Source organism: Kribbella sp. HUAS MG21 (assembly GCF_040254265.1).
GTDB lineage: Bacteria > Actinomycetota > Actinomycetes > Propionibacteriales > Kribbellaceae > Kribbella.
This window is the reverse complement of the sequence record NZ_CP158165.1, coordinates 7381789-7406991: the sequence shown is the minus strand read 5'-3', so window position 1 is coordinate 7406991 and position 25203 is coordinate 7381789. Positions and strand designations below refer to the sequence as shown.

Below are 25203 nucleotides of genomic sequence, written 5' to 3'. Positions count from 1 at the left end.
CCAGGTGGTCCTACGGCACGTCGGCGGTGAGCGGGTTGCGGGTGATCGCGGTGAAGGTGTCGATGCCGTGGTGCTGAGCCATCGGCAGCAGCCCTACCCAGTCGACCCAGCGGGGCCCGAGGGTCAGCCAGTTCCAGTCGACGGTCCAGCAGACGCCGGCGGTGTCGATCAGGAGGTTGTCCGGGCGCAGGTCGGAATGCGTCGCGGTGTCGCCGGTGAGGGCTTCCGGCGCCAGGGTCACCAGCTCCGCGAGCTCCGGAAGGATGCGCGGCACCCACTCCTGCAGCCGCGTCGGCAGTTGCCGCTCACCCGCGAGGATCTGCGCCGGGACCTTCATGTCCTCGCCGATCAGCTGGACGAACGGCTTCAGCCCAGCAAGAGGGCTCGGTCTCAGCGCCTCGGCCATCGCCTCGCAGGCCGCGGTCGCCCGCGTGAAGTCCTCCTCCGTCCACGGAGTGCCCGGCATCCGGCCGTCGATCCACTCCGAGACGACCGCGAACCAGTCGTCGACGCGGGCGGTCGTGACGATCGCGGGCGCGCGGACGGCGCCGGGCAGCTGCGGGACGACCTCGGCCTCGCGCTGGTACGCGTCGTAGGCGTGCAGGCCGCGCGGAGCCGCCTTGATGAAGACCCGGCGGCCGTCGCCGAGCTCGGCCCGCGCTGCGAAGCCGCCCGTGAAGCCTGAGCTGACTGGCCGCGCGACCGACGCGACCCGGGTGCCGAGCGCGTCGGCGAGCGCCTCGTGCAGAGCCGACGGGAGCGCATTCCACTCCGGGCGGGCGGAGGTGGCCGAGTAGTCGACGTCCGGGGCGCGGCTCATGCGCCAACGATAGGAGAGTCAGCCGGCCAGTTGGGACGGCGGCGCCCAGCCGTTGATCACGGCAACCAGTTTGAGGTAGCGCTGCCACCGCGGTCCGCCCTCGGTACGACGGAGTTCGACGAGCCGGTCGCGCAGTTCCGGGTCGGGCCGTAGCGGGTCGGGCCCGGCGAGCGCGTGGTAGCCGGCTACTAGGCGGCGTACCGACGTACGGAAGTCCTCGGAGGACAGCAGGGTGGTCAACTCCAGCCAGGCCTCGACCTGGTCGGGGGCAGCGTCGTCGGGCAGGATCGGGGTGATGTTCTGGCGGAACGCGGGGTTGGTGTCGCCGAGCGTCGTACTCAGGAAGTCGGCGATCAATGCTTGGCGTTCTTGTTCGGTCTGTTCGGTCATGAGGTGCAGGTCCTCCAGTTCGGGGTTGCGGGCGAGGACCGTGAGCAGGGCGTGCTGGCGTCGCAGCGTGCGCAGCTGGATCGCCAGGACGTCGGCGTGGGTCGCCGCGACCTCGGCGAGCGTGCGCTCGTCGCGCAGTACGTCGTGGATCGTCGGCAGATCCAGGCCGAGAGTGCGCAGCGTCCGGATCAGACGCAGCCGCGCGACGGCCGCGTCGTCGTACCGCCGATGGCCGGCCGCGGTACGCCGTACCGCCAGCAGCCCGAGATCGGAGTAGTACCGCACGGTCTTCACCGAAACCCCGGCAAGCCGCGCCACTTCACCGATCGAGTGGTCCATGCCCACGACCCTCACATCTCCCCTAACTGGAGCTGCAAGCCTAGTTGTGCGCGAACCGCTCCTTCGGACGGGCGAAGGTGATCGAGATGGCGGCGACGATCGCGCAGGCGATGCCGACGCCGAAGGGGACCCAGTAGGCGTCCGACGGGCCCCAGAGGTCGACCGCGTGGCCGGCGGCCGCGTTGCCCGGGGCGACGCCGAGCAGGATGCCGGTGACGGTCCAGGTGATCGCCTCGGTCAGCCGCTCCGGCGGCACCCACTCCTCGACGCAGGCGGTGACCGCGACCATCGTCGGGGCGATCGTCATGCCGCAGCAGAACAGCACGACGCCGAGCAGCCAGACGCTGTCGACCCAGGGGAGCGGCGCCAGCGTGATCGCGAGCGCGATCGTCCCGATCAGCAGCCGGCGCTCGACCGGAGCCCGCCAGTGCACCGACCCGTACCAGAGCCCGGCGAGCAGGCTGCCGAACGCCCACACCGCCAGCACGACACCCGCCAGCCCGGCCTGGCCCTTCTCGGTCGTGAACGCGACCGTGATCACCTCGGCGCCGCCCAGTGTCGCGCCGAGCCCGAGACCGATCAGGCTGAGCAGCATGATCGACAGCCAGGGGAGCGGCGCCTGTTCTTTGCCGTCCGACTTGCCGCGCCCCGGCGGATCGGAGGCGCGCAGCAGCGCCAGCCAGACCCCACCGGCCAGACCCAGTACGCCGGCCGCGGCGAGTCCGGCGTACGGACTGACCTCGGTGGCGAGCGCCGTGGCGAGGACGGGTCCGACGATGAAGACCACCTCGTCGCCGACGGCCTCCAGCGCGAACGCGGTCTGCAGCGCCCGCCCGCGGCCGAGCAGATGCGTCCAGCGTGCCCGGACGAACGAGCCGACCTGGGGACGGGTGCCTCCGGCAATGAACGACAGCACGTACAGGACCCAGTGCGCCGCGTCGGCACGCACCGCGAGCAGCAGCGCGGCCAGCGCCAGCGTGCAGACCACCGAGCCGATCAGGATCAACGACCGCTGGCCGAACCGGTCGACCAGTCGGCCCTGGACCGGGCCGGTCAGCGCACCGGCGATGACGGCGACGCCGGAGACCGCGCCGGCCAGACCGTACGAGCCGCTCTCCTGGGCGATCAGGATGACGATGCCGAGGCCGATCATGGAAATCGGCATCCGCCCGAGGATGCCGGCGCTGAAGAAGGCGCCGGCGCCGGGCCGGCGCATGAGGTGGACGTAAGGCTTGAGCATGAGAGACCGGGAGCAGCTTAGGGCATGGCCGTCTGAGAAGCTTGGAATATGTCGCCTGCCGCACCTCCGTACGACGCTGTGCTCCTGCTCTCCTTCGGTGGCCCCGAGAAGCCCGATGACGTACTGCCGTTCCTGCAGAACGTGACCCGCGGCCGCGGGATCCCGGACGAGCGGCTCCGGGAGGTCGGCGAGCACTACTACTCGTTCGGCGGCCGGAGCCCGATCAACGACCAGAACCGCGCGCTGCTGAAGGCGCTGCGCGAGTCGTTCGACGAGATCGGCCTGGACCTGCCGATCTACTGGGGCAACCGCAACTGGGCGCCGTACCTCACCGACACGATGCGCGAGATGGCCGCCGACGGCGTCCGTCGGGCCGTGGTGATCGTCACGTCCGCGTACCCGTCGTACTCCGGCTGCCGGCAGTACCGCGAGAACCTCGAGGACGCCGCCCGCGAGATCCCGGACGCGCCGCGGATCGACAAGCTCCGGCACTACGCGAACCACCCGGGTTTCGTCGGCTCGTTCGTCGAGTCGACCGCCGAGGCGCTGCGCAAGCTCCCGGACGGCTCCGCGATCGCCTACGTGACGCACTCGATCCCGACCGCGATGAACGCCACCAGCGGCCCGGACGGCAACGGGTACGTCGACTGGCACCTGGACGTCGCCGCCTCGATCACCGCGGAGCTCGAGCGCCGTACCGGACAGACCCGGCGGACCGACCTCGTGTACTGCTCGCGGTCCGGCCCGCCGCAGGTGCCGTGGCTGGAGCCGGACGTCAACGACCACCTCGAGGTGCTGGCCGCGGACGGTGTGCCCGGCGTGGCCGTCGTACCGATCGGGTTCGTGAGCGACCACATGGAGGTCATCTACGACCTCGACACCGAGGCGGCCAAGACCGCCGAGAAGCTCGGGCTGCCGATGGCGCGCGCCGCGACGCCGGGCACCGATGCGAAGTTCGTCACGATGCTCCGCGACCTGGTGGTCGAGCGGGCCGCCGCCGAGCGCGGCGAGCAGCCCGACCGGCCCTGCGTCGGCAAGCTCGGCCCGGCCTGGGACGACTGCCGCCACGACTGCTGCCCGCCGCTCCGCCGACCGACTCCGAAGGAAGCCGTATGAGCTCCGAGAACCCGCAGGACCTCCTGAAGCTGGCTGTGGAGGTGGCGGAGGAGGCGGCGCACCTGATCGTCGAACGCCGCCGCGGCACGATCACGGTCGCCGACACCAAGAGCACCCTCACCGACGTCGTCACCGCGGTCGACCGCGAGTCCGAGGAGCTGATCCGGGCGCGGGTGCTGCAGGCGCGGCCGGACGACTCGTTCCTCGGCGAGGAGGGCAACGACGTCGTCGGCACCAGCGGGGTGCGCTGGGTCGTCGACCCGATCGACGGCACCGTCAACTACCTCTACGACCTCCCGACGTACGCCGTCTCGATCGCGGTCGAGTACGGCGGGGAGACGGTCGCCGGCGTGGTGGTGGACGCGCCGAAGGGGGAGGTGTTCACCGCCACGCTGGGTGGTGGCGCGTTCGCCGACGGCAAGCCGATCCAGGTGTCGGGCGCGACCGAGCTGAGCCAGGCGCTGGTCGGGACCGGGTTCGGGTACGACCCGGTGCGCCGGCAGGTGCAGGCCGAGGTGATCCAGCAGCTGATCACCAAGGTCCGCGACATCCGCCGGATCGGGGTCGGCGCGATCGACCTGTGCTACGTGGCGTGCGGCCGGCTGGACGCGGTCTTCGAGCGCGGCCTGAACCCGTGGGACTACGGCGCCGGCGCGCTGATCGCGGCCGAGGCCGGGGCCCGGGTCGGCGGCCTGCACGGGGCGCCGGTGTCGCCGGAGATGTCGATCGCGGCGACTCCGGCCTTGTTCGAGCCGTTCCACGACCTGCTGGCCGCGGCGGACCCGTTGCGCGCGTAGCTGCCGTTGAGTGCGCGTTTCTGCGCAGTATCGCGCACTCATGAGCATTCTGGTGTTCGGTACTGACATTTGTCGCGACACGCTGGCCACACCATGGACCCAGTCGTGCATTGCGGACCTTTATAGGGCACAATCCCGTCCTCGGGAACGGTGATTGCCGGTCCCGGCCTGGCTGTCAAGGGTTTCGGGGGACGAAAGTTCGGCGCGGTGCTCCGACGCGGAATTTCTCGGCCGCTCCACCCGTTCAGGGCTCAGCAGGCAACACCACGGGTACGAAGAGGGCAGGGAAACACCATGGCGACTGATTACGACGCCCCGCGCAAGACGGACGAGGACGCTTCCGAGGAGTCGATCGAGGAGCTCAAGACTCGCCGTCACGACAAGAACTCCGGCAAGGTCGACGAGGACGAGGCCGAGGCCGCGGAGAGCTTCGAGCTGCCCGGCGCGGACCTGAGTCACGAGGAGCTGGCGGTCCGGGTCCTCCCGCGCCAGGCCGACGAGTTCACCTGTTCGAGCTGCTTCCTGGTTCACCACCGCAGCCAGCTCGCCGAGACGAAGAACGGGCAGCTGATCTGCCGCGACTGCGCGGCCTGACGCCGGCGCCCTACTTCGTAGAAATGTAGCAGCGGGACCGTTCCACTTCGGTGGCAACGGTCCCGCTGCTGCATGTCCGCCTCGCTCAGTCGGGCTTCTTCACCAGTCCGGTGTCGGTGCCCTTGACGAGGCGCTGGGTCGCGTCCTGCGTCCAGCCCGGCGGTGCGTGGCCGGTGGACTTCAGGTAGTACGCCGCCGCCTGGCGCTCGGCGAACAACTTCGCCACCGCGGCGGCCGCACCGCTGGCGGCCGCCCACGCGACCACCTCGACGTACCCGCCCTCGCCGTCCTTCGGCGGCTTCCCGCCGCGTCCGAGTTTCCAGGCCGTGCTGACCGCCTTGCTCGCGGCCAGGCCGACCACCAGCGTGAACGCGGCCTGCACCAGCTTCCAGCCGATCTTCGCTCCGACCACTGCGCCCTCCTAACGCGACTCCTGACAGACAGTCAGGATCTTCCCACGCTGTGCCCGCTGAGGGCCGCAGCCAATCGATCGGGGTGCCGCGTGGCGACCACCCAGTACGGCGCCGGGTCGTCGGGGTCGGTGATCTGCACCCGTACGGCGCCGCGCAGGTAGCTGCGCAGGACGAGGTACGCCTTCGGGTCGCAGTCGCGTCCGAAGGCGTTGCGTGCGGCGTCGCCGGTCAGCGCCTCGACGCTGCCGAGGTACGCCCGGTCGATCTCGGCGCGGCCGGCCTTGAACCGCGTGTCGTCGACCTCGACGCGCGCACCGCCGTACCGCACGAACAACGCCAGCAGCAGCACCGCGGCGAGCCCGCCGACGACGACGCCGGCGATCGTTCCGGCCGGGACGGCGACGATGACGAACAGCGTGGCGACCGCGGCGGCGGCGATGATCCACCACGACACCGGGACCCACAGACTCTCGCGATACTTGCCCACGGACCCAGCCTGGCACGTGCGGCGTCCGGGGCGCTCGATAGGGTCGCCTCTCGTGACCGAGGTACTGATCCAGCGACTCGACCCCGACCTGCCGCTTCCGGCGTACGCGCATCCCGGCGACGCCGGCGCCGATCTGGTGGCGGCCGCCGACCTGACGCTGAAGCCGGGGGAGCGCGGCCTGGTCGGCACCGGGATCGCGATCGCCCTGCAGGACGGGTACGCCGCGTTCGTGCACCCGCGCTCCGGCCTGGCCGCGAAGCACGGGGTGTCGATCGTCAACGCGCCGGGCACCGTGGATGCCGGGTACCGCGGGGAGATCAAGGTGTGCCTGATCAACCTCGACCCGCACGCCGAGGTGACCGTGCGTCGCGGCGACCGGATCGCGCAGCTCGTCATCCAGCAGGTGGAGAAGGCCCGGTTCGTCGAGGTGGCCGCGCTGCCGGGCTCCGCTCGGGGTGACGGAGGACACGGGTCGACGGGTGGTTTCGGGGATGTGACACGCTGAGCAGGTGCACCGGGTGACCTGCCGGATGCGCGAGACTACGGCGCTGTATCAAGTGCGGACGTACAAAGACCAAGGAAGTAGGCACCAGCTGTGATCTTCCGCCGCAAGGGCAGGAACGACGAGCCCGAGACGAGCGAGACCGTCGAGGAGACCGCTGCGGACGTCCGCGCCGAGGGACCGTTCGACTCCTCGGAGGTCGACCCCGCGGAACTGGAAGGCGACGAGCGCATCGACCTGGGCGCGCTGGTCGTCACGGGCCTGCCCGGGATGGAGCTGGGCCTGCAGGTCGACGAGCAGAGCGGCGTGGTGCAGGCGGTGCTGCTGATGCTGGACGAGTCCGCGCTGGAGCTGCGCGCGTTCGCGGCGCCGAAGACCAGCGGCATCTGGGACGAGGTCCGCCAGGAGATCATGGACGAGGCCGCCAGGATGGGCGGTACGGCGACCGAGACCGACGGCCCGTTCGGCACCGAGCTGGTGCTGGTCGTCCCGGTCGAGGACCCGGAGGGACAGGTCTTCAGCCAGACCTCCCGGGTGATCGGCGTCGACGGTCCGCGCTGGCTGCTCCGCGCGACGGTCCTCGGCCGCGCCGCGGTCGAGCCGGACGCCGCCGAGCCGATGGAGGCCACCCTGCGCAACGTCGTCGTCGTCCGCGGGAACGAGCCGATGGCCGTCCGCGAGTCGCTGCCGCTGCGGCTGCCGCCGGGCGCCCAGGCGAACGTGCCCGAGCAGGCCTGAGCGGGACTACACTCGAAGCCATGGGTAGCAACAAACCCGCGGGGCTGTGGAAGCGTGCCTTCCGCGGCCTGGCCGGGGACCGCGAGCAGCAGGACGCGGAGGTCCTCCAGGACTTCGCGCAGGACTGCGGCGCGCGCTCCATCACCGGCTGTCACGACCGGGAGCTCGTCACGCTGTACGGCACGCTGCGCACCATCACGTTCAGCCCGCGAGGCGGCGTACCGGCCCTCGAGGGCGAGCTGTACGACGGCACCGGCACCGTCAAGCTGATCTGGCTCGGCCGCCGCAAGATCGGCGGCATCCACGCCGGCTCCGAACTGATCGCCTCCGGCCGCATCGGCGTCGTCGACGGCGACCGCGTCATGTTCAACCCCCGCTACGAACTCCGCCCCCAGGAAGCCCATGGCTGAGCCGACGGCCGCACCGGCCCCGAAGACCAAATCACAGGGAATCGGCAGCTGGGTCGGCATGCTGGTCGACGTCGGCCTGCCGTGGATCGCGTTCACGCTGGTCTACGGGTTCAGCGACCACAACCTCAAGCTCGCCCTGATCGTCGCGCTCTCGTCAGCCGCGGTGGTGGCGGTCTTCCGGCTGGTCCGCCGCAAGCCGATCGCCAGCGTGGTCGCCGGCTTCATCGGCGTCGGCATCTCCGCCTGGACCGCCAACAAGACCGGCCAGGCGCAGGACGCCTTCCTCCCCGGCATCCTGCTGAACGCCGGCTACGGCCTGCTGTACCTGGTGACCATCGTGACCCGGTACCCACTGTTCGGCCTGCTGTACGGCGTGATCACCCAGACGTGGCTCGCCTGGCGCAAGGACGCCGACCTGTTCCGCGGCCTCAACCGCGTGACGATCGTCTTCGCGGCGCAGGTCGCGACCCGGTTGTCGGTGATGGTGCCGCTGTACCTGGCCCACAACGTCAACGCTCTCGGGATCGCGAAGATCGCCCTGGGCCTGCCGTTCTACGCGGTAACCCTCTGGGTCGCCTACAAGGTCCTCCGCGGCTCCATGCCCGAAGACAAATGGGACGAAGTCAAAGACACCTTCGCCCACATGCTCCGAGGCACCCAACCCAAAAAAGACCCCGAAAAAGAACAAGCCTGACCCACCCGCACCAGTCAGCCCTTCGGCCCCGTCAGACGGCATCGCTTCGCGGCGGCTATCTTGTTGGCCGCCTCCGGCGGCGCGCAGCCAGGTACTTCGTCCGACAGGCTCCGGCGAAGCTGAAGCAGCTACTGAGTGCGGCGGTAGGCGCCACCGTTTCACGGCGCTGCCCAGTTGGCCACCTGCGGCGGCACGCAGCCAGGTACTGGGACTGACGGCATCCGGCGGAGCTGAAGCTGGTGGTGGGTGTGGTCAGGCGGTTGCCGCTTCGCGGCGGTTGTCTTGTTGGCCGCCTCCGGCGGCGCGCGGTCGGGTGCTGCGTCTGACGGCATCCCGGCGGAGCTGGAGTTGGTGGTGGGGTGTGGCGGTTGGGCGGCGGTCACCGCTTTCCGGCGGCTGTCTTGTTGGCCGCCTGCGGCGTCTGTCTGCCAGGTAGTGCGTCCGACGGGCTCCGGTGAAGCTGAAGCAGTTACTGGGTGCGGCCGTAGGCGCGCACCGTTGCACGGCGCCGCCCAGTTGGCCACCTGCGGCGGCGCGCAGACAGGTACTGCGGCAGACGGCATCCGGCGGAGCTGAAGCTGGTGCCGGTCGGTACGGCGGTCGGGCGGCCCGCTTCGCGGCCGGTTCCTAGTTGGCCCGCTTCGCGGTGGCTGTCTAGTTGAGCCGCCTCCAACGGGACGGGGACGGTAACTCTGGCCGAGGCTGTCCGGCACAGCTGGAGCCATCAGGTGTCCTCCGAACACACCCGGCGATGCCCCCAACTCCCTGGCATCGCGGCCGGATCCGCTTGCCCGGAACGGCACAGCCGCGCCGCAGGCGGTACAGCCCAAACGGCATGAGCAAGCTTCCTCAAGTGGCGTCGGCCGAGTTGTGGTTCGACCCGCCGCAAAGGGAGCGGCCGCGCATGCCCGGTGAGAGACGTCGAGGTTGCTGACCGGGCCGACGCGGTGTGCGAGTTTGTGCGATCCCAACAGGGCATTGCCATTAGCAACAGACTTCTCTCCGGGGTGAGGTTTCCCGCAGTGACGGCCTGCGGAAAACCTCACTCTTCTGAGATCCCTTGTAAATAAGGACTTCTCGCGACAGAAACTGTCGGTGGCCAGGTCTAGGCTTGTCTGCATGGAGATCCTCGGCGAACGCCCCGTATGGGCGATGAACGACAGCGAGAAGCTGTCGGCCCTCGACGCGAACGTCGCCGAACGCGCCCGCCTGGAGACGCACGAACTCCAGCTGGTCGCCGAACTGGACCGCAGCGGCTACGCCCAGGAGATCGGCGCAGGCGACACCGCCCGCCTGCTGAGCGAGCGCTACCGCATAGACCTGCCCACCGCCCGGCGCACGGTCCGCCTGGCCGTCGCCCTGTCCAACCACCCGGCCACCTCCGCAGCCCTGCCCGACCCCGCCATCCCGTTCCACAACCCCGCCACCGCCCACCCCGACCCCGAGGTCGGGAAGGAGGAGGTGGACCAGGCCGACGGTGCAGAGGATGTTGAGCCTGGTGACGGCGGGGACGCTGCCGAACTGGACGCCGAACCGGACGCTGAACGGGATGCGACCGACGCGACGGGTGGGTGGCGCGTACACCCGGCACAGGCCGAGGCGATCTTGTCGATCCTGGCCAAGATCCCCACCACGGTGCCGGTCGAGAACGTCGAATTCGCCGAGCAGCAGCTGATCATCCTTGCCGAAACACACACCCCGTCGCAGCTGCGGGCCGCGGGCAAGAAGATCGTCGATCTGCTCGACCCCGACGGCCCGGAGCCGGACGAGAAGCTCGCGTACGCGCGGGAGTCGTTGTCCTGGAAGAACGCAGAGCAGGGTGTGAGTTTCCGCGGCTACCTGGCGTGTGAGAACGCCGAACTGTTCCGCACTCTGATCCACGCCGGAGCCCGCCCCCACAAGACCGTGGACGGCGAGCTCGACCCGCGTTCGCGCGAGAAGCGCCAGGCCGACGCCCTCACCACGATCCTGAACGCCGCCACGAGCACACCCACCAGTCCACCTGCCCCGTCAGCCACAGACCCCGCCACTAACGCCGCCACCGCCACCGCGCGAACCAGGCTGGACACGCCCTCGAGCACTGCCTCGAGCGGGACTCCCAATGGCTCCTCGAGTGGCGCCACATGCAGCACTGCCACCGGCACTGCCACCGGCACTGCCACCGGCACTGCCACCGGCACTGCCACCGGCACTGCCACCGATGCCGACTCCGACTCCGACGCAGGCTTGAGTGCCGACTTCGGCGCCGAGTTCAATGCCGACTCCAGGCCTTCGGGCACCGCGTGCAAGCCCATGGCCACGAGCAACGCGGCCGGCACGGTGGGTAGGGCTGGCATGGTCAGCACCGCTGCTGGCGAAGCGGTGGCTATCAGGGGACGTGCGGCAGCAGCGAAGGAACTTGACGGGAGCGAGTCTGGTGCCACGGACCACGGCGGCAACGCAGTACCCGCCGCAGTGCCATCTGGTCCCAACGAATCGGTGCAGGATCCGCTCCCGGACATCGACGGGACCGAGACTGCTGATGGTGTTGCGAGTGGCAATGCTGAATCGGGGTCGGGCCTACCAGAGACCAGTGATCGAGCCGGTGCGGATGCTGGGTTTGTAGCCGGCCATGGGCTCAAGGCGCATATCAGCGTGACCATCGACTACGACGCTCTGAAGAGCGCCGCGGCTAACGCAACCGGGGATCTGGTGTTCGGGGACGCGCTCTCGGCGGCGACACTGCGACGGTTGGCGTGTGATGCGGAGATCTTGCCGATCGTGCTCGGCTCGAAATCGCAGCCGCTGGACGTCGGCACCAGCCAGCGGCTGGTCACCCGGCCGATGCGGCGTGCCCTGAATGCCCGCGACAAGGGATGCGTGGTGTGCGGAGCGCCGCCGGTGCAGTGCGAGGCTCACCATCTGAAGCACTGGGTCGACGGTGGGATCACAGCAGTGTCCAACCTGGTCCTCCTGTGCAAGCGGCATCATCTGGACCTGCATTCCGGGCACTGGAAGATCCGGATCGTTGACGGAGTCGTACACGTCACCAGACCGAACTGGGCTGATCCTGGCCGCGTACCGCGCGGCAGATACCGGCCACCGCTCATGCCCGATCAACCAGGGGTCGATACAACCTTCGGCACCGACGTTGAGCCGGTGCTGCCTGAATTCGGCCTGCCTGCCGCCGCGGCGAACCTTCACCTCTCGGCTGTGACCTCCGCTGGCCTGGATCCGTGGGGCGACGAGGACGATTCCGCCCGCCGGCCTCGTCCGGCAGCCACTGCCGTGCCCGTCATCCCCTGGGCCGACGATCCGCCCCCGACGCCACGCCAGGCGGCGAGCAACCTGTCGAGTGCTGGAAATGACGCGGCGTTCGACCCGTGGGCGGAGGATCCTTTGCCGGATCCGGGGGTGACGCATCGGAATCCGTCAGGGGCGGTGACTGGCGTCAGCGCGGTTGTGGATCCGTGGGGCGACGGTGCCGCGGCGGATCAGGCACGTGCTGCCGCAGACCAACCGGCCCTGGTGGTCGACGCCAAGGCGGAGGCCGAGGTGGTGGAGGCTGCGAGTTTCAGTCCTTGGGGCGGCGGACAACCATCGGGCTCACGCGTCGTGAAGCCGAATCACCTGCGGTCAGGCACCGACACTGATCTTGGAACCGTGGCCTGACCGGCAAGCAGTGATCGAGCAGGACTCGGGCCTCGTTGGGGATTCATTGTTGCTCTGAATCCGCGGTCGCGACGCCTGCTGGTAACCGTCGTCGGTCAAGTCCTGTGGAGTGGTGTACGACGTTTGGTCCTTCGTTGTTGTGTGGTTAGGCGCTGATGGTGGCTGTGGTGGTGTCCTCCTGGGGAGCGGTGCTGGTGATGAGGGTGAGCCGGCTGCGGTGGAGGACGTCGAGGCCGAGGTAGCGGCGGCCGTCGGCCCATTCGTCGTGTTGTTCTGCGAGAACGGCGCCGACGAGGCGGATGATCGAGGCGCGGTCGGGGAAGATGCCGACGACGTCGGTGCGGCGGCGGATCTCGCGGTTGAGGCGTTCGTTGGGGTTGTTGGACCAGATCTGTCGCCAGACATCGCGCGGGAACGCGGTGAAGGCCAGCACCTCGTCGCGGGCGGCGTCGAGGTGTGCGTGAACGTCGGGCAGGGTGTGCTCGGTCTGGTCGAGAAGCTTGTCGTATTGGGTGTGGACGGCGGCGGCGTCGATCTGGTCGAACACCGAGTGCAGCATCGCCTTCACCCCGCCCCAGGCATGCTTGGGGCAGGTCGCCATCAGGTTGGCGGTGTAGTGGGTGCGGCAACGCTGCCAGGACGCGCCGGGCAGATTGGCTCCGATCGCGTCGACCAGGCCGGCGTGGGCGTCGGAGGTGACCAGGGCGACGCCGTTGAGGCCACGGGCGACCAGGTCCTTGAAGAAGCTGTTCCAGCCCGCACCCGACTCGGCCGTACTAGTGGCGACCCCGAGGATCTCGCGGAACCCATCAGCGTTCACAGCGGTCGCGACCATGACCGCGATCTTGATCACCCGGCCGCCCTCGCGGACCTTCATCGTCAACGCGTCCGCGGCCAGGAACGTGTACGGTCCCTCGTCCAGCGGCCGTTCCCGGAAGTCGCGCACGAGCTCGTCGAGGTCACGTGCCATCACCGACACCTGGGACCGGGACAGGCCGGTGATGCCCAGCGACTGCACGAGCCGGTCCATCCGCCGTGTCGACACCCCGAGCAGGTAACACGTCGCCACCACCGACGTCAGAGCCGCCTCTGCGCGTCGGCGGCGTTCCAGCAGCCAGTCCGGAAAGTAGGTTCCTTCGCGAAGTTTGGGGACCGCGACATCCAGGGTGCCGACGCGGGTGTCGAGCTCGCGGTGGCGGTATCCGTTGCGGGAGTTCACCCGGCCCGGGTCACGCGTGCCGAACGCGGCACCACACACGCTGTCGGCGTCCGCGGACAGCAACGTGTTGATGAACCCTTCCATCAACTCACGCAACAGGTCCGGGCTGGCCTGCTCGAGATGCTCGTGCAGGAACTCGGCAGGGTCGATACTGGAGCCAGCGGTCATCGCGGTTTCCTTCTTCGAGTCGGTTGTGAGAGATCACTCGAAGGATCACCCGATGACCGCGTTCACGTTCCCGCGACGCACCGGGCTCTCGCCGTACACCACTCTGCTGGACTCGACTACCGTCCGTCCGTCGGCATGTACGTAGCCCGCGTGCGTGTCACCGGCCCCGTGCCTCGCCCGCGATTGAGAACTGGTGGTCGAGTCGGTGGCGACAAGCAATTGGCCGACCTACCTCTGACCTGCTCTGTCCCGTCCGTGCTGTGACGATGCACGGTGCACGAGCACTCCGCCCGTGACCTGTGCCGGCCCGTTTCTGGGCGCCGTCGACCTTCTCATGACGCCGTCGTCCTTCGCGTGGCGGCACCTCCAGTGCGCCTCGTCGCAGGCGGCGAAAGGCATCCGCCGCGGAGCGGCGCCCTCTGGTCTGCAGGCAAGCGGTCACCGCTGCGGCTGGCGCCAGTGCCTCGGCTCGGCGGGTGGCCTGCGCGAATCCACAGGGTCGGCGAGAGGCTGCCGCCGCGAAGTGGTGTCCGTCGGTACCCACACCAATCTCATCGCCGCCGCACTCGGGCGTCAGTGCCTCGGCCGTCGGTGCCTTCCGCGTGCTCGCCGGAGGCGGGGAAGGCGGTCGCCGCGGAGCGGTGGCCTTTGGTGTGCGGGCGAGCGGTCAGCGCTGCAGTTGGCGCCCGTGCCTCGGCTCGGCGGCTGGCTGCGCGCATCCACCGGGGGACGGCGACAGGCTGCCGCCGCGGGGCGTTGTCCTTTGGGGCGGTGTATGCGGTGGTGTGTGGTTACTCGACGTTGCGTTGGTGGTGGGGGGAGAGCATTGATTCGAGTTGTTCTTCGGTTTCGTCGGCGGCCACGAAGAGGAGTTCGTCGTTGAGTTCGAGGGTGCCTTCGGGGTCGGGGCGTAGTACTCGGCCCTCACGGAGGATGACGACCAGAGCCGTGTCGAGGGGCCAGTCGATGTCGCCTACGCGTTGGCCGATCATCGGGGAGTCCTCGGGGAGGGTTAGTTCGACCAGGTTGGCGTCGCCCTGGCGGAAGGTGAAGAGCCGGACCAGGTCGCCGACCGAGACTGCTTCCTCGACCAGTGCGGACATGATGCGCGGGGTGGACACCGAGACGTCCACGCCCCACGCCTCGTTGAACATCCATTCGTTGCGCGGGTGGTTGACCCGGGCAACGGTTCGCGGTACGCCGAACTCGGTCTTGGCGAGCAGCGAGACGACCAGGTTGACCTTGTCGTCGCCGGTGCTGGCAATCGCGACCTGGCAGCGCTGCAGCGCGGCTTCCTCGAGCGAGGACAGCTCGCAGGCGTCGGCCAGCAGCCACTCGGCACGCGGTACCGACTCGGCCTTGATCGCGCGCGGGTCCTTGTCGATCAGCAGTACCTCGTGGCCGTTCTCCAGGAGTTCGGCCGCGATCGAACGGCCGACGTTCCCGGCTCCGGCGATGGCTACCCGCATCACAGCTCCTCAGGTTTCGCGCCGAGCTGGGCCTCGATGGCCACGGCGTCGCGCTCCAGCATCACGACGTGGACCAGGTCGCCCTCCTGGATGACCGTGTCGGCGCGCGGCAGCACGCCCTCGCCGAGCCGGGTCAGGAACGCGACCCGGGCGCCGGTGGCCTTCTCGATGTCGAAGACCGGGCGGCCGATCCACTCGGCGTGCACGTGGACCTCGGCGAGCCGGACGGTCCCGGACGGGTCCCGCCACTCCGGCTCGGAGCCCTCGGGGAGCAGCCGGCGCATCATCTGGTCGACGGTCCAGCGGACGGTGCCGACCGTGGGGATGCCGAGCCGCTGGTACACCTCGGCGCGGCCCGGGTCGTAGATCCGGGCGACCACGTTGCCGATCCCGAACGTCTCGCGGGCCACCCGGGCGGCCAGGATGTTCGAGTTGTCACCGTTCGACACCGCGGCGAACGCCTCGGCGTCCTCGATCCCGGCCTCGATCAGGATCTCGCGGTCGAAACCCATGCCGACGATCGTCCGGCCGGTGTAGTTCGGACTCAACCGGCGGAACGCGTCGGCCGACTGGTCGATGATCGCGACCGTGTGGCCCCGCTTCTCCAGCCCGCGTGCCAGCGTCGATCCGACGCGGCCGCAGCCCATGATGACGACGTGCACTCGCTGATCACTCCTCGCCCCGTGACGGGGGCCGCTGGCTCGGTTCGGCAGGGATAGACGCTACACCGACCTCAGGGGCCCTCTAACATCACCGTTGTGACTCCCGCTCTAGGCGATATCGGCAAACGGCTGCTGCTCGGCCGCAAACTGCGCAGCACCCAGCTCGGCGAAACACTGCTGCCGAAGCGCATCGCGCTGCCGGTGTTCGCCAGCGACGCCCTCTCCTCGGTCGCCTATGCCCCCGACGAGATCTTCCTGACGCTGTCCCTGGCCGGCCTGACGGCGCTGACGATCTCCTGGAAGGTCGCGATCGTCGTCGCGATCGTGATGCTGGTGGTCGTCGCGTCGTACCGGCAGAACGTGCACGCGTACCCGTCCGGTGGCGGCGACTACGAGGTGGCCAACGTCAACCTCGGGCCGACCGCGGGGCTGACCGTCGCGAGCGCGCTGCTGGTCGACTACGTCCTCACCGTGGCGGTGTCGATCTCGTCCGCCGCGCAGTACGCCGCCTCGGCCATCCCGGCGCTGGAGGACAACAAGGTCACGGCCGCGGTGATCGCGGTGCTCTTCCTCACCACGATGAACCTGCGCGGTGTCCGCGAGTCCGGCGCGGCGTTCGCGGTTCCGACGTACATCTTCATGGTCGCCATCCTCGGAATGGCGGCTTTCGGCTTCGGCCGGCTGCTGTTCGGGGACCTGCCGCACGCCGAGACCGCGACGCTCGACCTCGTCCCGGAGGGCGCGTTCGCGGAGGGCGCGGGCGGCCTGGCGATGGCGTTCCTGGTACTGCGGGCGTTCTCGTCCGGGTCCGCGGCGCTGACGGGTGTCGAGGCGATCAGCAACGGCGTGCCCGCCTTCAAGAAGCCGAAGAGCAGGAACGCGGCCACGACGCTGCTGCTGCTCGGCTGCATCTCGATCGCGATGATGATGAGCGTCGTGACGCTGGCGAACATCATGAAGGTGCGGTTCGCGGAGGATCCCTCGCATCAGCTGCTGCGCGACGGCGTACCGGTCGGGGACGGCTACCACCAGGACCCGGTCATCGGCCAGCTCGCGAAGGGCATCTTCGACCACTTCTCACCGGGCTTCTACCTGGTCGCGGCGGCCACCGGCGTGATCCTGGTGCTCGCTGCGAACACCGCGTTCAACGGGTTCCCGGTGCTCGGCTCGATCCTCGCCCGCGACGGTTACCTGCCCCGGCAGCTGCACACGCGCGGTGACCGGCTGGCGTTCAGCAACGGCATCGTGATCCTGGCCGCGTTCGCGATCTTCCTGATCGTCGCGTTCGACGCCGAGGTCACCAAGCTGATCCAGCTGTACATCGTCGGCGTCTTCGTGTCGTTCACGATCAGCCAGACCGGTATGGTCCGGCACTGGACGCGGCTGCTGAAGACCGAGCAGGACCCGGGCAAGCGGGCCCGGATGATGCGGTCCCGGATCATCAACGCGATCGGCCTCACGCTGACCGGCGTCGTGCTGGTGATCGTGCTGATCACGAAGTTCCTGCTCGGCGCGTACATCGCGATCATCGCGATGGCGGTGCTGTTCCTGATGATGAAGGGCATCCACCGGCACTACGAGACGGTCCGCAAGCAGATGGCGGCCGAGGGCGACGAGCCGCTGATGCTGCCGTCCCGGGTGCACTCGATCGTGCTGGTCTCCAAGCTGCACAAGCCGACGCTGCGGGCGCTGGCGTTCGCCAAGGCGGCCCGCCCGTACCAGCTCGAGGCCGTCACGGTCGACGTCGACCGGGACGAGGCCGACGCGCTGCAGGCCGACTGGGAGGCGCGCGGCATCCCGATCCCGCTCAAGCGGCTCGCGTCGCCGTACCGGGAGATCACCCGGCCGATCCTGCAGTACGTGCGCGACATCCGGCGGCAGTCGCCGCGGGACGTGGTGATGGTCTACATCCCGGAGTACGTCGTCGGGCACTGGTGGGAGCACCTCCTGCACAACCAGAGCGCGCTGCGGCTCAAGGGGCGGCTCTTGTTCACACCTGGTGTCATGGTTACGTCCGTTCCTTACCAGCTGCTCTCGTCGCAGGGGGCCGAGGAGCGGCAGGACCGGGTGGAACGGGTGGCCGGCCAGGTACGGCGCGGCGCCCGCAAGACGACAGGAGATCGGTGACGGACAACGGCGACAGTCTGGTCGGCGCGGTAGTCGAGCTGGAGGTGGGGCCGGTCGCCCACGGGGGACATTGCGTGGCACGGCACGAGGGCCAGGTGGTCTTCGTCCGGCACGCGCTACCGGGTGAGCTGGTGCACGCCCGGATCACGGAGCAGACGGCGAAGTACCTGCGCGCGGACGCGGTCCAGGTACTGACCCCGTCCCCGCAGCGGATCGAGCCGCCCTGCCCGTACGCGGGGCCGGGGCTGTGCGGCGGCTGCGACTTCCAGCACGCGAACATCGTCGAGCAGCGGCGGCTGAAGGCGACCGTCGTGTCGGACACGCTGCGGCGGATCGGCGGCATCGAGCGGACCGTCGTGATGGAGTCGCCGGGCGACGACGGGCTGGGGTGGCGGACCCGGATGCGGTACGCCGTCGTCGACGGGCGGCCCGGGATGTACGCGCACCGCTCGCACGACCTGGTCCCGATCGACGCCTGCCTGATCGCGCACCCGGGGACCCCGGACGTACTGCGTTCGCGCTGGCCCGAGGCGTCCTCCGTGCAGGCGGTGGTGTCGTCGGAGGGGAAGACCGCCGTACTGACCGACCAGGACGCGGGGGAGCGGCTCGTCGAGGTGGTGCGGGGTCGGCGCTTCCTGGTGGAGGCCGGCGGGTTCTGGCAGGTGCACCCGGCGGCGCCGGAGACGCTGGTGGACGCCGTACTGAGTGGGCTGGAGCCGGCTGCTGGTGAGACGGCGCTCGACCTGTATTCGGGGGTCGGGCTGTTCGCGGCGTTCCTGGCTGAGGCCGGGTGTGCGGTGCTCGCGATCGAGGGCGACAAGGACGCCGTCCGGAACGCCCGGCGGAACCTGCACGACCTGGACGGCGTAACGCTCGAGACTGGTGACGTGGACCGGGTCCTCAACATGGCGGCCGGCCAAGGGCTCGAACACGTGGACCTCGTGGTCCTCGACCCGCCGCGGACCGGCGCCGGCAAGGACGTCGTACGGCGGATCGCCGCGCTCGGGCCGCGCCGGGTGGCGTACGTGGCGTGCGACCCGGCGGCGCTGGCGCGGGACCTGAAGACGTTCGGGCGCCTCGGGTACGGGATCGCGTCGCTGCGGGCCTTCGACCTGTTCGGGATGACACACCACATCGAGTGCGTCGCCATCCTGGAGCCTGTGGACAGCTGAGTGGTCAGGTCCGGAGGGCTCGGGTAGCGTCTGGGGCTGGATTCCAAATGCGCTTGGAGACCTGATGCCGCTCGTTGACCTGGACGACCCGGAGGAGTTGCGCGCCCGCTGGAGCGCTCTCGCCGCGGTCGCCCATGCCACCGGCTTCGACCGCCGGTGGTACGCCGACGCGGACGGGTACCACCACCAGGACGAGAGCGCCTCGGTACTGCGGATGGCCCGGCTCGGCGACGGGCGGTCGGTGCTGTGGGGGTTCCACACCCAGCACAGCCGGACCGCCGGCGAGGACCTGCTCGCCGGGTCGCCGGAGTGGATCGGGCAGCCCGAGGTGCGACAGCGGCAGGCGGCGGGCGAGCTCGGGTTCGTGTACGGCGCGTTCAACGGGACGTGGGCGCGGGCGTCGTACCCCGGGGACCCGTGGCAGCCGGTCGACGACGGGTTCGCGCCGATCGGGCAGTGGATCACGTCGGACGAGGCCGCAGCGGACGAGATGATCGAGTGGGTCGCGGGCTGGGCCGACTACCTCGGCGGGCTCGACGAGCTGCGGCCGTACGGCGTGGCGCTGATCCGGAGCGCGCTGGGGTCCGGAATCACGGCGGAGACGCTCGGGGCGTTCTTCGCGGTGTTCCGCATCGACCCGCGCTCACCGCTGCAGCCCGATCTCGGTGCCGGGGTCGCCGCGGCCGAGGAGTTCGACCGCCGTAACGTTGCAGAACCGGAAAATTTCACCGAAGACCCTGACACCGCCGAAGTCTCGGTCGTTGAAGCTCCCGTGATCGGAGACAACCCGCCGGCCGAGGACGAGGAGTCCTACGTAGTCCCACCCGGCATCAGCCCCTTCACCGGCCAACCCATCGACACCCCACCGGCCGCAGGGCACCAGCCACCGTACGACGCACAGCCGACGGCTGCCCTCAACACGCCCGGCGGGCTCAACACGCCCGGCGGGCTCAACACGCCCGGCGGCCACAACACGGCGGGTCGCCTCAGCACAGCAGGCCTGGCAGGTGGGCTCAACGCGACAGGTGGACCCCACCCGGCAGGTGAACCCGACGCGGTAGGTGGGCCCACCACGCCGGGTCCTGCTGTGGCAGGTGGCCCTGGGTCGCCGGGTACGCCCGGCGGGCTGGCCCCGAGTGCGCCCACGGTGCCGATCACACCCCTCGCCCCCGGCACACCAGGCGCGCTCGTCGACAAGTCGGCCGGGCCGGCTGCCGCACAGTCGGGGCCGGCTGCCACGCAGTCGCCCCACGCCCCCGCAGCACCCGCCGACGAGTACGGCATCACCCCCAAGAAGCAAGGCTGGCTCCGCCGCCGCAAACACGACACCCCACCCGACCCCACCCACGAGCCCGCCCCGGGAGCCCCACCCGGCTCAGCCCCCGGCGCGCCAGGCTCCCCCCACGGTGCGCCAACCTCCGCCTACGGTGCGCCAACCTCCGCCTACGGTGCGCCAGGATCAGCCGCCGCCGAGCCAGGCTCAGCCCTCGGCGCGCACGGCTCTGCCCACGGTGCGCCAGGCTCTGCCCACGATGCGCCCAGCCCTGCCCACGGTGTGCCCGGGACCGGCATCCCGGGTGTTGGCGGACCTGGGACCGGAGTACCAGGTAGCGCGTCTGGCGCGGGCGTGCCGGCGCCCGGCGCCTACCTCCCCGACGACGTACGCACCAACGGCCTCCCGACGGCCCACCCGTACAACCCCACCCTCCCGTCCTCCGAACCCCCACGCGTAGGCGGCGGCCGCTACGAAGGCGAAGACTTCTACAACAGCCTCTTCGCCGACACCCCCACCACGGCCACCCCCACCCCCGACCAGGACTGGGAAACCGCCGAACAACCAGCGTGGACCACCGACGAGGCGACCAGCGAATACAACCCCTTCGCCGAAGAAACCACCGCGGCCCCCGAGTGGACGGGCCCCGCCTGGATCAACGGCCAATGGGTAGAAGACCCGACCACCCACCCCGCGAACTCCACCCCCGACCACCAGGCCACCCCACGCCCCGCCTCGCCCTTCACCCAGCCCCCGAACCCCGCATCCGCACCCGACCCAACGCCCTCGCCGTTCGGCCCGGGCGAGGGTGCTGGGGATGCCCCCGCGCAGCGCGAGGGTGCTGCGGGCTCGGCCTTCGGGCCGGGCGACGGAGCTGCGGGTTCGCCCTTCGCATCCGGTGAGGGTACGGCGGGCTCGCCCTTCGGGCCGGGTGGGGGTGCTGGGGATGCCCCCGGGCAGCGCGAGGGTGCGGCGGGTTCGGCCTTCGGGCCGGGAGACGGTGCTCCGGCGTCGGCGTTTGGGGCGGCTGACGGTGCTGCGGGTTCGCCCTTCGCGTCCGGTGAGAGTACGGCGGGCTCGCCGTTCGCGCCTGCGGACGCGGGCCAGGCGGGATCGCCGTTCGTTCCTGCGGACGCGGGCCGAGCGGGCAGCCCGTTCGCCGCGGCAGATGAACTCGACGACGACGCGCCGACGGCCGAGATCGCCGCAGTACTCGACCCGATCCCGGAACCCGAAGAGGAAGAGCCGGCATCCTTCACCGGGCCGTCGCCGTTCGCCCCAGTAGCCCAGACGGAGCCAGCGTCCGCCGAGCACCACCCCGTGCCCGCCGAGCACCACCCCACGCCCGACCAGCACCACCTCGCGCCCGCACCGCACACCTCGCAGCAGGTCCCCTTCGGGCCCAACGCCGTACCTCAGCCGAACCCGCAGGCGACACGCCCGCCTGCCGCCGAGCGGCGGACGACGGCACCCACGGCCCCACAGCCGGAGCACCCCGGCACGTCGGGTGCGCGGGTCGACGCCAGTACTTCGGACGTTCGGTCGGAGTACGCCGGCGCCTCGGGCGCGGAGGTGGTCGACGCCGGTGCATCGGACGCGCAGGTGGTCGACGCCGGTACTTCGGAGCTGCGGTCGGAGTACGGCGGTGCCTCGGGCGCGCAGGTGGCCTACCCCGGTGCTTCGAGTGCGCAAGGCGCGCGCGTTGGCGACTCGGGTTCGGCTGCGGAGGAACGCGGTGGTGCGGTGTCGCAGGACGGGTATGCCGATGCGCCGGCGTATCCGGGAGCCTCGGATCGTCACGCCGCTGACTCGGCTGAGTGGGGCGCTGCGCGTGCGGCGGACGTGGAGCCGGATGTTGCGCGGTCGGTTGAGTATCTGGCGTCCGATGAGCTCGAGTCGGCGGTTGCGTCGGCGAGTGTCGACGCGGATGTGGATGGTGACGACCAGGCCGCTGAGATTCCGGCGATCCTCGACGAGCCTGCGCTCCAAGATCCGTTCGGCTCGCCCGAGACCGGGGTGGGGTCGGGTGGCGGGCGTGGGGTGTCTGCGGATGCGGCTGCGTACGGGGCTGACGTTGCTGATCGTGAGCTTGGGGGGATTGAGGGTTCTGAGGTTCAAGCTCAAGTTGAGCCTCATCCTGAACCGTGGCCGCAGCCTCAGCCGCAGCCGGGGCCCTGGCCTCAACCTGAACCGCACCCGGCGCCTTGGCCGGAGCCGAGCCCTCCGCAGCCGGAACCGTCTCCGCGGCCCGTGCCCGGTCCCGAACCGACACCTGGGCCTGAGCCCGGTCCTGAGCCGACGCCTGCGCCCAAGCCGGGGCCTGTTCCGGGGCCGGCGCCTGAGCCGATTCCTGGTCCTGGGCCTGAGCCGTTCCCTGGGCCTGAGCCGACTCCGCGGCCGATTCCGGATCCGGAACCGCAGCCTGGGCCTGAACCGCTGCCGGAGCCGGAACCTCAACCGTTCCCGGAGCCTGAACCGGAGCCGATGCCGGAGCCGGAGCCTCAGCCGGCTCCTGAGCCTGAACCCGAGCCGTGGCCGCATCCCGACCCGGAACGCATGCCCGAGCCGGAGCCTGGCGTCGACCAGGAGCCGGGGTCTGAGCAGACCCTGGTGCCGCAGCTCGGCTCCGCGCGCGTTCACGATGCCGAGCCATACGCCGAGCACGCAGGTAGCCAGGAAGCCGGCCGCGGTGCCGGGTCGTACGCCGAGCACGCAGGCAGCGAAGGAGCCGGCCGGGGTGCCGGGTCGTACGCCGAGCAGGCGGGTGGTGAGGCTGCGGGGTGGGATGGTGCTGGCCGGGGTGTTGGGTCGTACGGCGAGCGGCGGGACGGTTTTGGGGCGGGGCTTGGGGATGACACGCCTACTGGTGCTGTGCCTGTGGTGGGGGATGACGAGCCGACTGGTGTCTTTGAGGCTGTTGGGTTTGCTGAGCCGTTGGATGCCGAACGGCAGGAGCAGGACGCGGCCTGGCGGGCGGAGTCGCCGGACGGTGCCGGAGAGGACCTTGGGCGTACTGAGTACGACGGCGGCGAGGACCGCGTAGGCGCGGGGGGCGGGCGTGAGGACGGCCTCGGTGGTCTCGTGACTGGGGCTGAGGTAGCCGAGTCTGCTGGTGCTGGTGCTGGTGCTGGTGCTGGTGCTGGTGCTGGTGCTGGTGCGGGTGAAGCGGCATCTACGGATGCAGGTGCGGGTGATGCCGCACGTGCGGCCGGGGCGGCTGCGGCGGAGTCGGCGGCCGTGGCGGAGTCGGCGGGCGCGGGGTCTGGGGCGGTTGCGGGTGGGTTGGCGGCTGTTTTGAGGTCTGGCTCGGCTGGGATGGTTGTGGCTGGGTTGGGGTTGGTGGGGACTGGGGGGCCTCGGGTGGTGCCGGCCGCTGGGTCGTTGGAGGAGGCTATGCGGGCCGAGGTTGAGCGGCCGCGGCCTCGGCCGGGGGAGTCTGAGGCGGTGCGGGCGTTGGGGGAGTGGTGCCGGGCCCGGACGGCGATCGTGCCTTCGGGGTTCACGATTCAGGTGCAGGTGCTCGACCCCAAGGCGCCGTCGTACCGGTTCGATCTCGAGCCGCCGGAGGTGGACGACCCGGAGTTCGCGGCGGACAAGCTCAGTGGGCTGCTCGCCGATCTCTGGTTGACCGAGGCGCGGAACGACCAAGGCGGCTGGCTGTTCGCGCGGATCGACGCCGCGGGCCGGACCGTGCGGATCGACCGGTGGTACGACCAGGTGCCGGACTGGTGGGACAACCCGGTCGAGGAGCGCCTCGACGTCGACGGGCTGGTACGCCGGTTGTACAACCGCGGCCCGGAATGGCAGCCGTCCTATCTGGAGAAGCTGTACATCAGCGCGAGATAGCGTTGGCCGCATGCTTCTCAGGATCTTCACCGAACCTCAGCAAGGCGCGTCGTACGACGATCTGCTCGCGGTCGCGCGCAAGACGGAGGAGAACGGGTTCGACGCGTTCTTCCGTTCCGACCACTACCTCGTCATGGGCGACAACGACGGGCTGCCGGGCCCGACGGACTCGTGGATCACGCTGGCCGGGCTCGCTCGTGAGACCCAGCGGATCAAGCTCGGCACGCTGGTCAGCTCGGCCACGTTCCGCAATCCCGGCGTACTGGCGATCTCGGTCGCGCAGGTCGACCAGATGAGCGGCGGCCGCGTCGAGCTCGGTCTCGGCGCCGGCTGGTACGAGGCGGAGCACAAGGCGTACGGCCTCGACTTCCCGGACACCGCGGGCCGCTTCGACATCTTCACCGAGCAGCTCGAGCTGATCACCGGCCTGTGGAACACGCCGGTCGGCGAGAAGTACGCGTTCCAGGGCGAGCACTACCAGATCAGCGATTCCCCGGCGCTGCCGAAGCCGGTGCAGCAGCCGCACCCGCCGATCATCATCGGCGGCGCGGGCAAGAAGCGGACGCCGGCGCTCGCCGCGCAGTACGCCGCCGAGTTCAACGCCGGGTTCCGCGGTGTCGAGGAGACCGAGACGCTGTTCAAGCGCGTGCAGGCGGCCTGCGAGGCCCGCGGCCGCGACCCGAAGACGCTCGCGCTGTCGACGGCGCACACGGTCGTGGTCGGCAAGGACGACGCGGAAGTGAAGCAGCGCGCCGAGGCGATCGGCCGTGACGTCGAGGACCTGAAGGCGAACAGCATTGCCGGTACGCCGGCCGAGGTCGTCGACCGGATCGGCCGGTTCGCTGCCGTCGGATCGCAGGTCCAGTACGTCCAGATCATGGATCTGCAGGACCTCGAGCACCTGGACCTGATCGCGGCCGAGGTTCTTCCACAGGTTTCCTGAGGACGCGAAAAGTTGGCTCGATGTCGTGTATCTTGATGTCGAGAGAGTTTGCGGCGCGAGGTTAGGGGAACCTGACCTCGCGCCCGGCCGCAGCGCTCGGCAGGATGGCCACGAGCGAACAGATGCAGCGACA

Annotated in this window: 20 protein-coding genes; 12 read left to right on the top strand and 8 right to left on the bottom strand. The window is 70.1% G+C overall.

Annotation, left to right across the window (positions count from 1 at the left end):
- Nucleotides 1–10 precede the first annotated feature (10 nt).
- From ABN611_RS35795 to ABN611_RS35785, 3 genes are read right to left on the bottom strand one after another with little or no spacing between them, the layout of a single operon-like run.
- Nucleotides 11–820: a phosphotransferase gene (locus ABN611_RS35795; protein WP_350276727.1), complete on the bottom strand. Its 810-nt coding sequence runs from the start codon at nucleotides 818–820 to the stop codon at nucleotides 11–13.
- Between the two features lie 18 nt (nucleotides 821–838).
- Nucleotides 839–1549 carry a MerR family transcriptional regulator gene (locus tag ABN611_RS35790; RefSeq protein WP_350276726.1) on the bottom strand — a complete coding sequence of 237 codons (711 nt, stop codon included), beginning with the start codon at nucleotides 1547–1549 and terminating at the stop codon, nucleotides 839–841.
- Nucleotides 1550–1589: 40 nt separating this feature from the next.
- A complete protein-coding gene (locus ABN611_RS35785) occupies nucleotides 1590–2789 on the bottom strand; it encodes an MFS transporter (RefSeq protein WP_350276725.1) in 1200 nt (399 codons plus the stop codon).
- Nucleotides 2790–2837: 48 nt separating this feature from the next.
- Between ABN611_RS35785 and ABN611_RS35780 the strand changes: the two genes are divergently transcribed.
- The 3 genes from ABN611_RS35780 to ABN611_RS35770 all read left to right on the top strand — a co-directional run bounded on the left by ABN611_RS35780 (nucleotide 2838) and on the right by ABN611_RS35770 (nucleotide 5296).
- Complete coding sequence (locus ABN611_RS35780; protein ID WP_350276724.1) at nucleotides 2838–3905, top strand: ferrochelatase; 1068 nt, start codon at nucleotides 2838–2840, stop codon at nucleotides 3903–3905.
- Nucleotides 3902–4702 carry an inositol monophosphatase family protein gene (locus ABN611_RS35775; protein WP_350276723.1) on the top strand — a complete coding sequence of 267 codons (801 nt, stop codon included), beginning with the start codon at nucleotides 3902–3904 and terminating at the stop codon, nucleotides 4700–4702. The genes ABN611_RS35780 and ABN611_RS35775 overlap by 4 nt, the downstream gene beginning before the upstream one ends.
- Before the next feature lie 294 nt (nucleotides 4703–4996).
- Nucleotides 4997–5296, top strand: coding sequence for a DUF4193 domain-containing protein (locus tag ABN611_RS35770; RefSeq protein WP_130379292.1), 300 nt, complete (start codon nucleotides 4997–4999; stop codon nucleotides 5294–5296).
- Between the two features lie 85 nt (nucleotides 5297–5381).
- Here the strand turns inward: ABN611_RS35770 and ABN611_RS35765 are convergent, their stop codons facing one another.
- Together ABN611_RS35765 and ABN611_RS35760 are read right to left on the bottom strand one after the other, a co-directional pair.
- The gene (locus tag ABN611_RS35765) at nucleotides 5382–5708 is read right to left on the bottom strand and encodes a DUF4235 domain-containing protein (RefSeq protein ID WP_350276722.1); all 327 of its coding nucleotides are present in this window, start codon (nucleotides 5706–5708) and stop codon (nucleotides 5382–5384) included.
- 32 nt (nucleotides 5709–5740) lie between these two features.
- Nucleotides 5741–6196: a DUF3093 domain-containing protein gene (locus tag ABN611_RS35760; protein ID WP_350276721.1), complete on the bottom strand. Its 456-nt coding sequence runs from the start codon at nucleotides 6194–6196 to the stop codon at nucleotides 5741–5743.
- Between the two features lie 52 nt (nucleotides 6197–6248).
- Between ABN611_RS35760 and dut the strand changes: the two genes are divergently transcribed.
- From dut to ABN611_RS35735, 5 genes are all read left to right on the top strand, one after another.
- Nucleotides 6249–6701, top strand: a complete 453-nt coding sequence (dut, locus tag ABN611_RS35755; protein ID WP_350276720.1) for a dUTP diphosphatase — start codon at nucleotides 6249–6251, stop codon at nucleotides 6699–6701.
- Nucleotides 6702–6791: 90 nt separating this feature from the next.
- Entirely contained in the window at nucleotides 6792–7436 is a 645-nt protein-coding gene (locus ABN611_RS35750) for a DUF3710 domain-containing protein (protein ID WP_350276719.1), read from the top strand.
- Nucleotides 7437–7456: 20 nt separating this feature from the next.
- Nucleotides 7457–7846, top strand: a complete 390-nt coding sequence (locus ABN611_RS35745) for an OB-fold nucleic acid binding domain-containing protein (RefSeq protein WP_350276718.1) — start codon at nucleotides 7457–7459, stop codon at nucleotides 7844–7846.
- Nucleotides 7839–8540, top strand: coding sequence for a DUF3159 domain-containing protein (locus tag ABN611_RS35740; RefSeq protein ID WP_350276717.1), 702 nt, complete (start codon nucleotides 7839–7841; stop codon nucleotides 8538–8540). Before ABN611_RS35745 ends, ABN611_RS35740 begins: the two co-directional genes overlap by 8 nt.
- A gap of 1119 nt (nucleotides 8541–9659) precedes the next feature.
- Nucleotides 9660–12191 (top strand): DUF222 domain-containing protein, encoded by a 2532-nt coding sequence (locus tag ABN611_RS35735; RefSeq protein WP_350276716.1) that lies wholly within the window; start codon nucleotides 9660–9662, stop codon nucleotides 12189–12191.
- Between the two features lie 145 nt (nucleotides 12192–12336).
- On the opposite strand, the gene ABN611_RS35730 is transcribed toward ABN611_RS35735, so the two are convergent.
- The 3 genes from ABN611_RS35730 to ABN611_RS35720 form a co-directional block, all read right to left on the bottom strand.
- Complete coding sequence (locus ABN611_RS35730; RefSeq protein WP_350276715.1) at nucleotides 12337–13578, bottom strand: IS256 family transposase; 1242 nt, start codon at nucleotides 13576–13578, stop codon at nucleotides 12337–12339.
- 791 nt (nucleotides 13579–14369) lie between these two features.
- Complete coding sequence (locus ABN611_RS35725; RefSeq protein ID WP_350276714.1) at nucleotides 14370–15047, bottom strand: TrkA family potassium uptake protein; 678 nt, start codon at nucleotides 15045–15047, stop codon at nucleotides 14370–14372.
- Nucleotides 15047–15694, bottom strand: a complete 648-nt coding sequence (locus ABN611_RS35720) for a TrkA family potassium uptake protein (RefSeq protein ID WP_350281728.1) — start codon at nucleotides 15692–15694, stop codon at nucleotides 15047–15049. The genes ABN611_RS35725 and ABN611_RS35720 overlap by 1 nt, the downstream gene beginning before the upstream one ends.
- A 111-nt stretch (nucleotides 15695–15805) precedes the next feature.
- Here ABN611_RS35720 and ABN611_RS35715 point away from each other — a divergent pair, with 111 nt between their 5' ends.
- The 4 genes from ABN611_RS35715 (at nucleotide 15806) to ABN611_RS35700 (ending at nucleotide 25070) form a co-directional block, all read left to right on the top strand.
- Nucleotides 15806–17836 (top strand): APC family permease, encoded by a 2031-nt coding sequence (locus ABN611_RS35715; protein WP_350276713.1) that lies wholly within the window; start codon nucleotides 15806–15808, stop codon nucleotides 17834–17836.
- Nucleotides 17833–19008, top strand: a complete 1176-nt coding sequence (locus ABN611_RS35710; RefSeq protein WP_350276712.1) for a class I SAM-dependent RNA methyltransferase — start codon at nucleotides 17833–17835, stop codon at nucleotides 19006–19008. The genes ABN611_RS35715 and ABN611_RS35710 overlap by 4 nt, the downstream gene beginning before the upstream one ends.
- 64 nt (nucleotides 19009–19072) lie before the next feature.
- Nucleotides 19073–24127, top strand: coding sequence for a hypothetical protein (locus ABN611_RS35705; protein WP_350276711.1), 5055 nt, complete (start codon nucleotides 19073–19075; stop codon nucleotides 24125–24127).
- Between the two features lie 10 nt (nucleotides 24128–24137).
- Nucleotides 24138–25070, top strand: a complete 933-nt coding sequence (locus tag ABN611_RS35700; RefSeq protein ID WP_350276710.1) for an LLM class F420-dependent oxidoreductase — start codon at nucleotides 24138–24140, stop codon at nucleotides 25068–25070.
- Nucleotides 25071–25203 lie beyond the last annotated feature (133 nt).

Coding starts and splice junctions, on each gene's coding strand:
- ABN611_RS35780 (WP_350276724.1), top strand. CDS start 2,838: ATGTCGCCTGCCGCACCTCCGTACGACGCTGTGCTCCTGCTCTCCTTC.
- ABN611_RS35775 (WP_350276723.1), top strand. CDS start 3,902: ATGAGCTCCGAGAACCCGCAGGACCTCCTGAAGCTGGCTGTGGAGGTG.
- ABN611_RS35770 (WP_130379292.1), top strand. CDS start 4,997: ATGGCGACTGATTACGACGCCCCGCGCAAGACGGACGAGGACGCTTCC.
- ABN611_RS35785 (WP_350276725.1), bottom strand. CDS start 2,789: ATGCTCAAGCCTTACGTCCACCTCATGCGCCGGCCCGGCGCCGGCGCC.
- ABN611_RS35735 (WP_350276716.1), top strand. CDS start 9,660: ATGGAGATCCTCGGCGAACGCCCCGTATGGGCGATGAACGACAGCGAG.
- ABN611_RS35790 (WP_350276726.1), bottom strand. CDS start 1,549: ATGGACCACTCGATCGGTGAAGTGGCGCGGCTTGCCGGGGTTTCGGTG.
- ABN611_RS35740 (WP_350276717.1), top strand. CDS start 7,839: ATGGCTGAGCCGACGGCCGCACCGGCCCCGAAGACCAAATCACAGGGA.
- ABN611_RS35795 (WP_350276727.1), bottom strand. CDS start 820: ATGAGCCGCGCCCCGGACGTCGACTACTCGGCCACCTCCGCCCGCCCG.
- ABN611_RS35730 (WP_350276715.1), bottom strand. CDS start 13,578: ATGACCGCTGGCTCCAGTATCGACCCTGCCGAGTTCCTGCACGAGCAT.
- ABN611_RS35705 (WP_350276711.1), top strand. CDS start 19,073: ATGCCGCTCGTTGACCTGGACGACCCGGAGGAGTTGCGCGCCCGCTGG.
- ABN611_RS35700 (WP_350276710.1), top strand. CDS start 24,138: ATGCTTCTCAGGATCTTCACCGAACCTCAGCAAGGCGCGTCGTACGAC.
- ABN611_RS35745 (WP_350276718.1), top strand. CDS start 7,457: ATGGGTAGCAACAAACCCGCGGGGCTGTGGAAGCGTGCCTTCCGCGGC.
- ABN611_RS35725 (WP_350276714.1), bottom strand. CDS start 15,047: ATGCGGGTAGCCATCGCCGGAGCCGGGAACGTCGGCCGTTCGATCGCG.
- ABN611_RS35720 (WP_350281728.1), bottom strand. CDS start 15,694: ATGGGCTGCGGCCGCGTCGGATCGACGCTGGCACGCGGGCTGGAGAAG.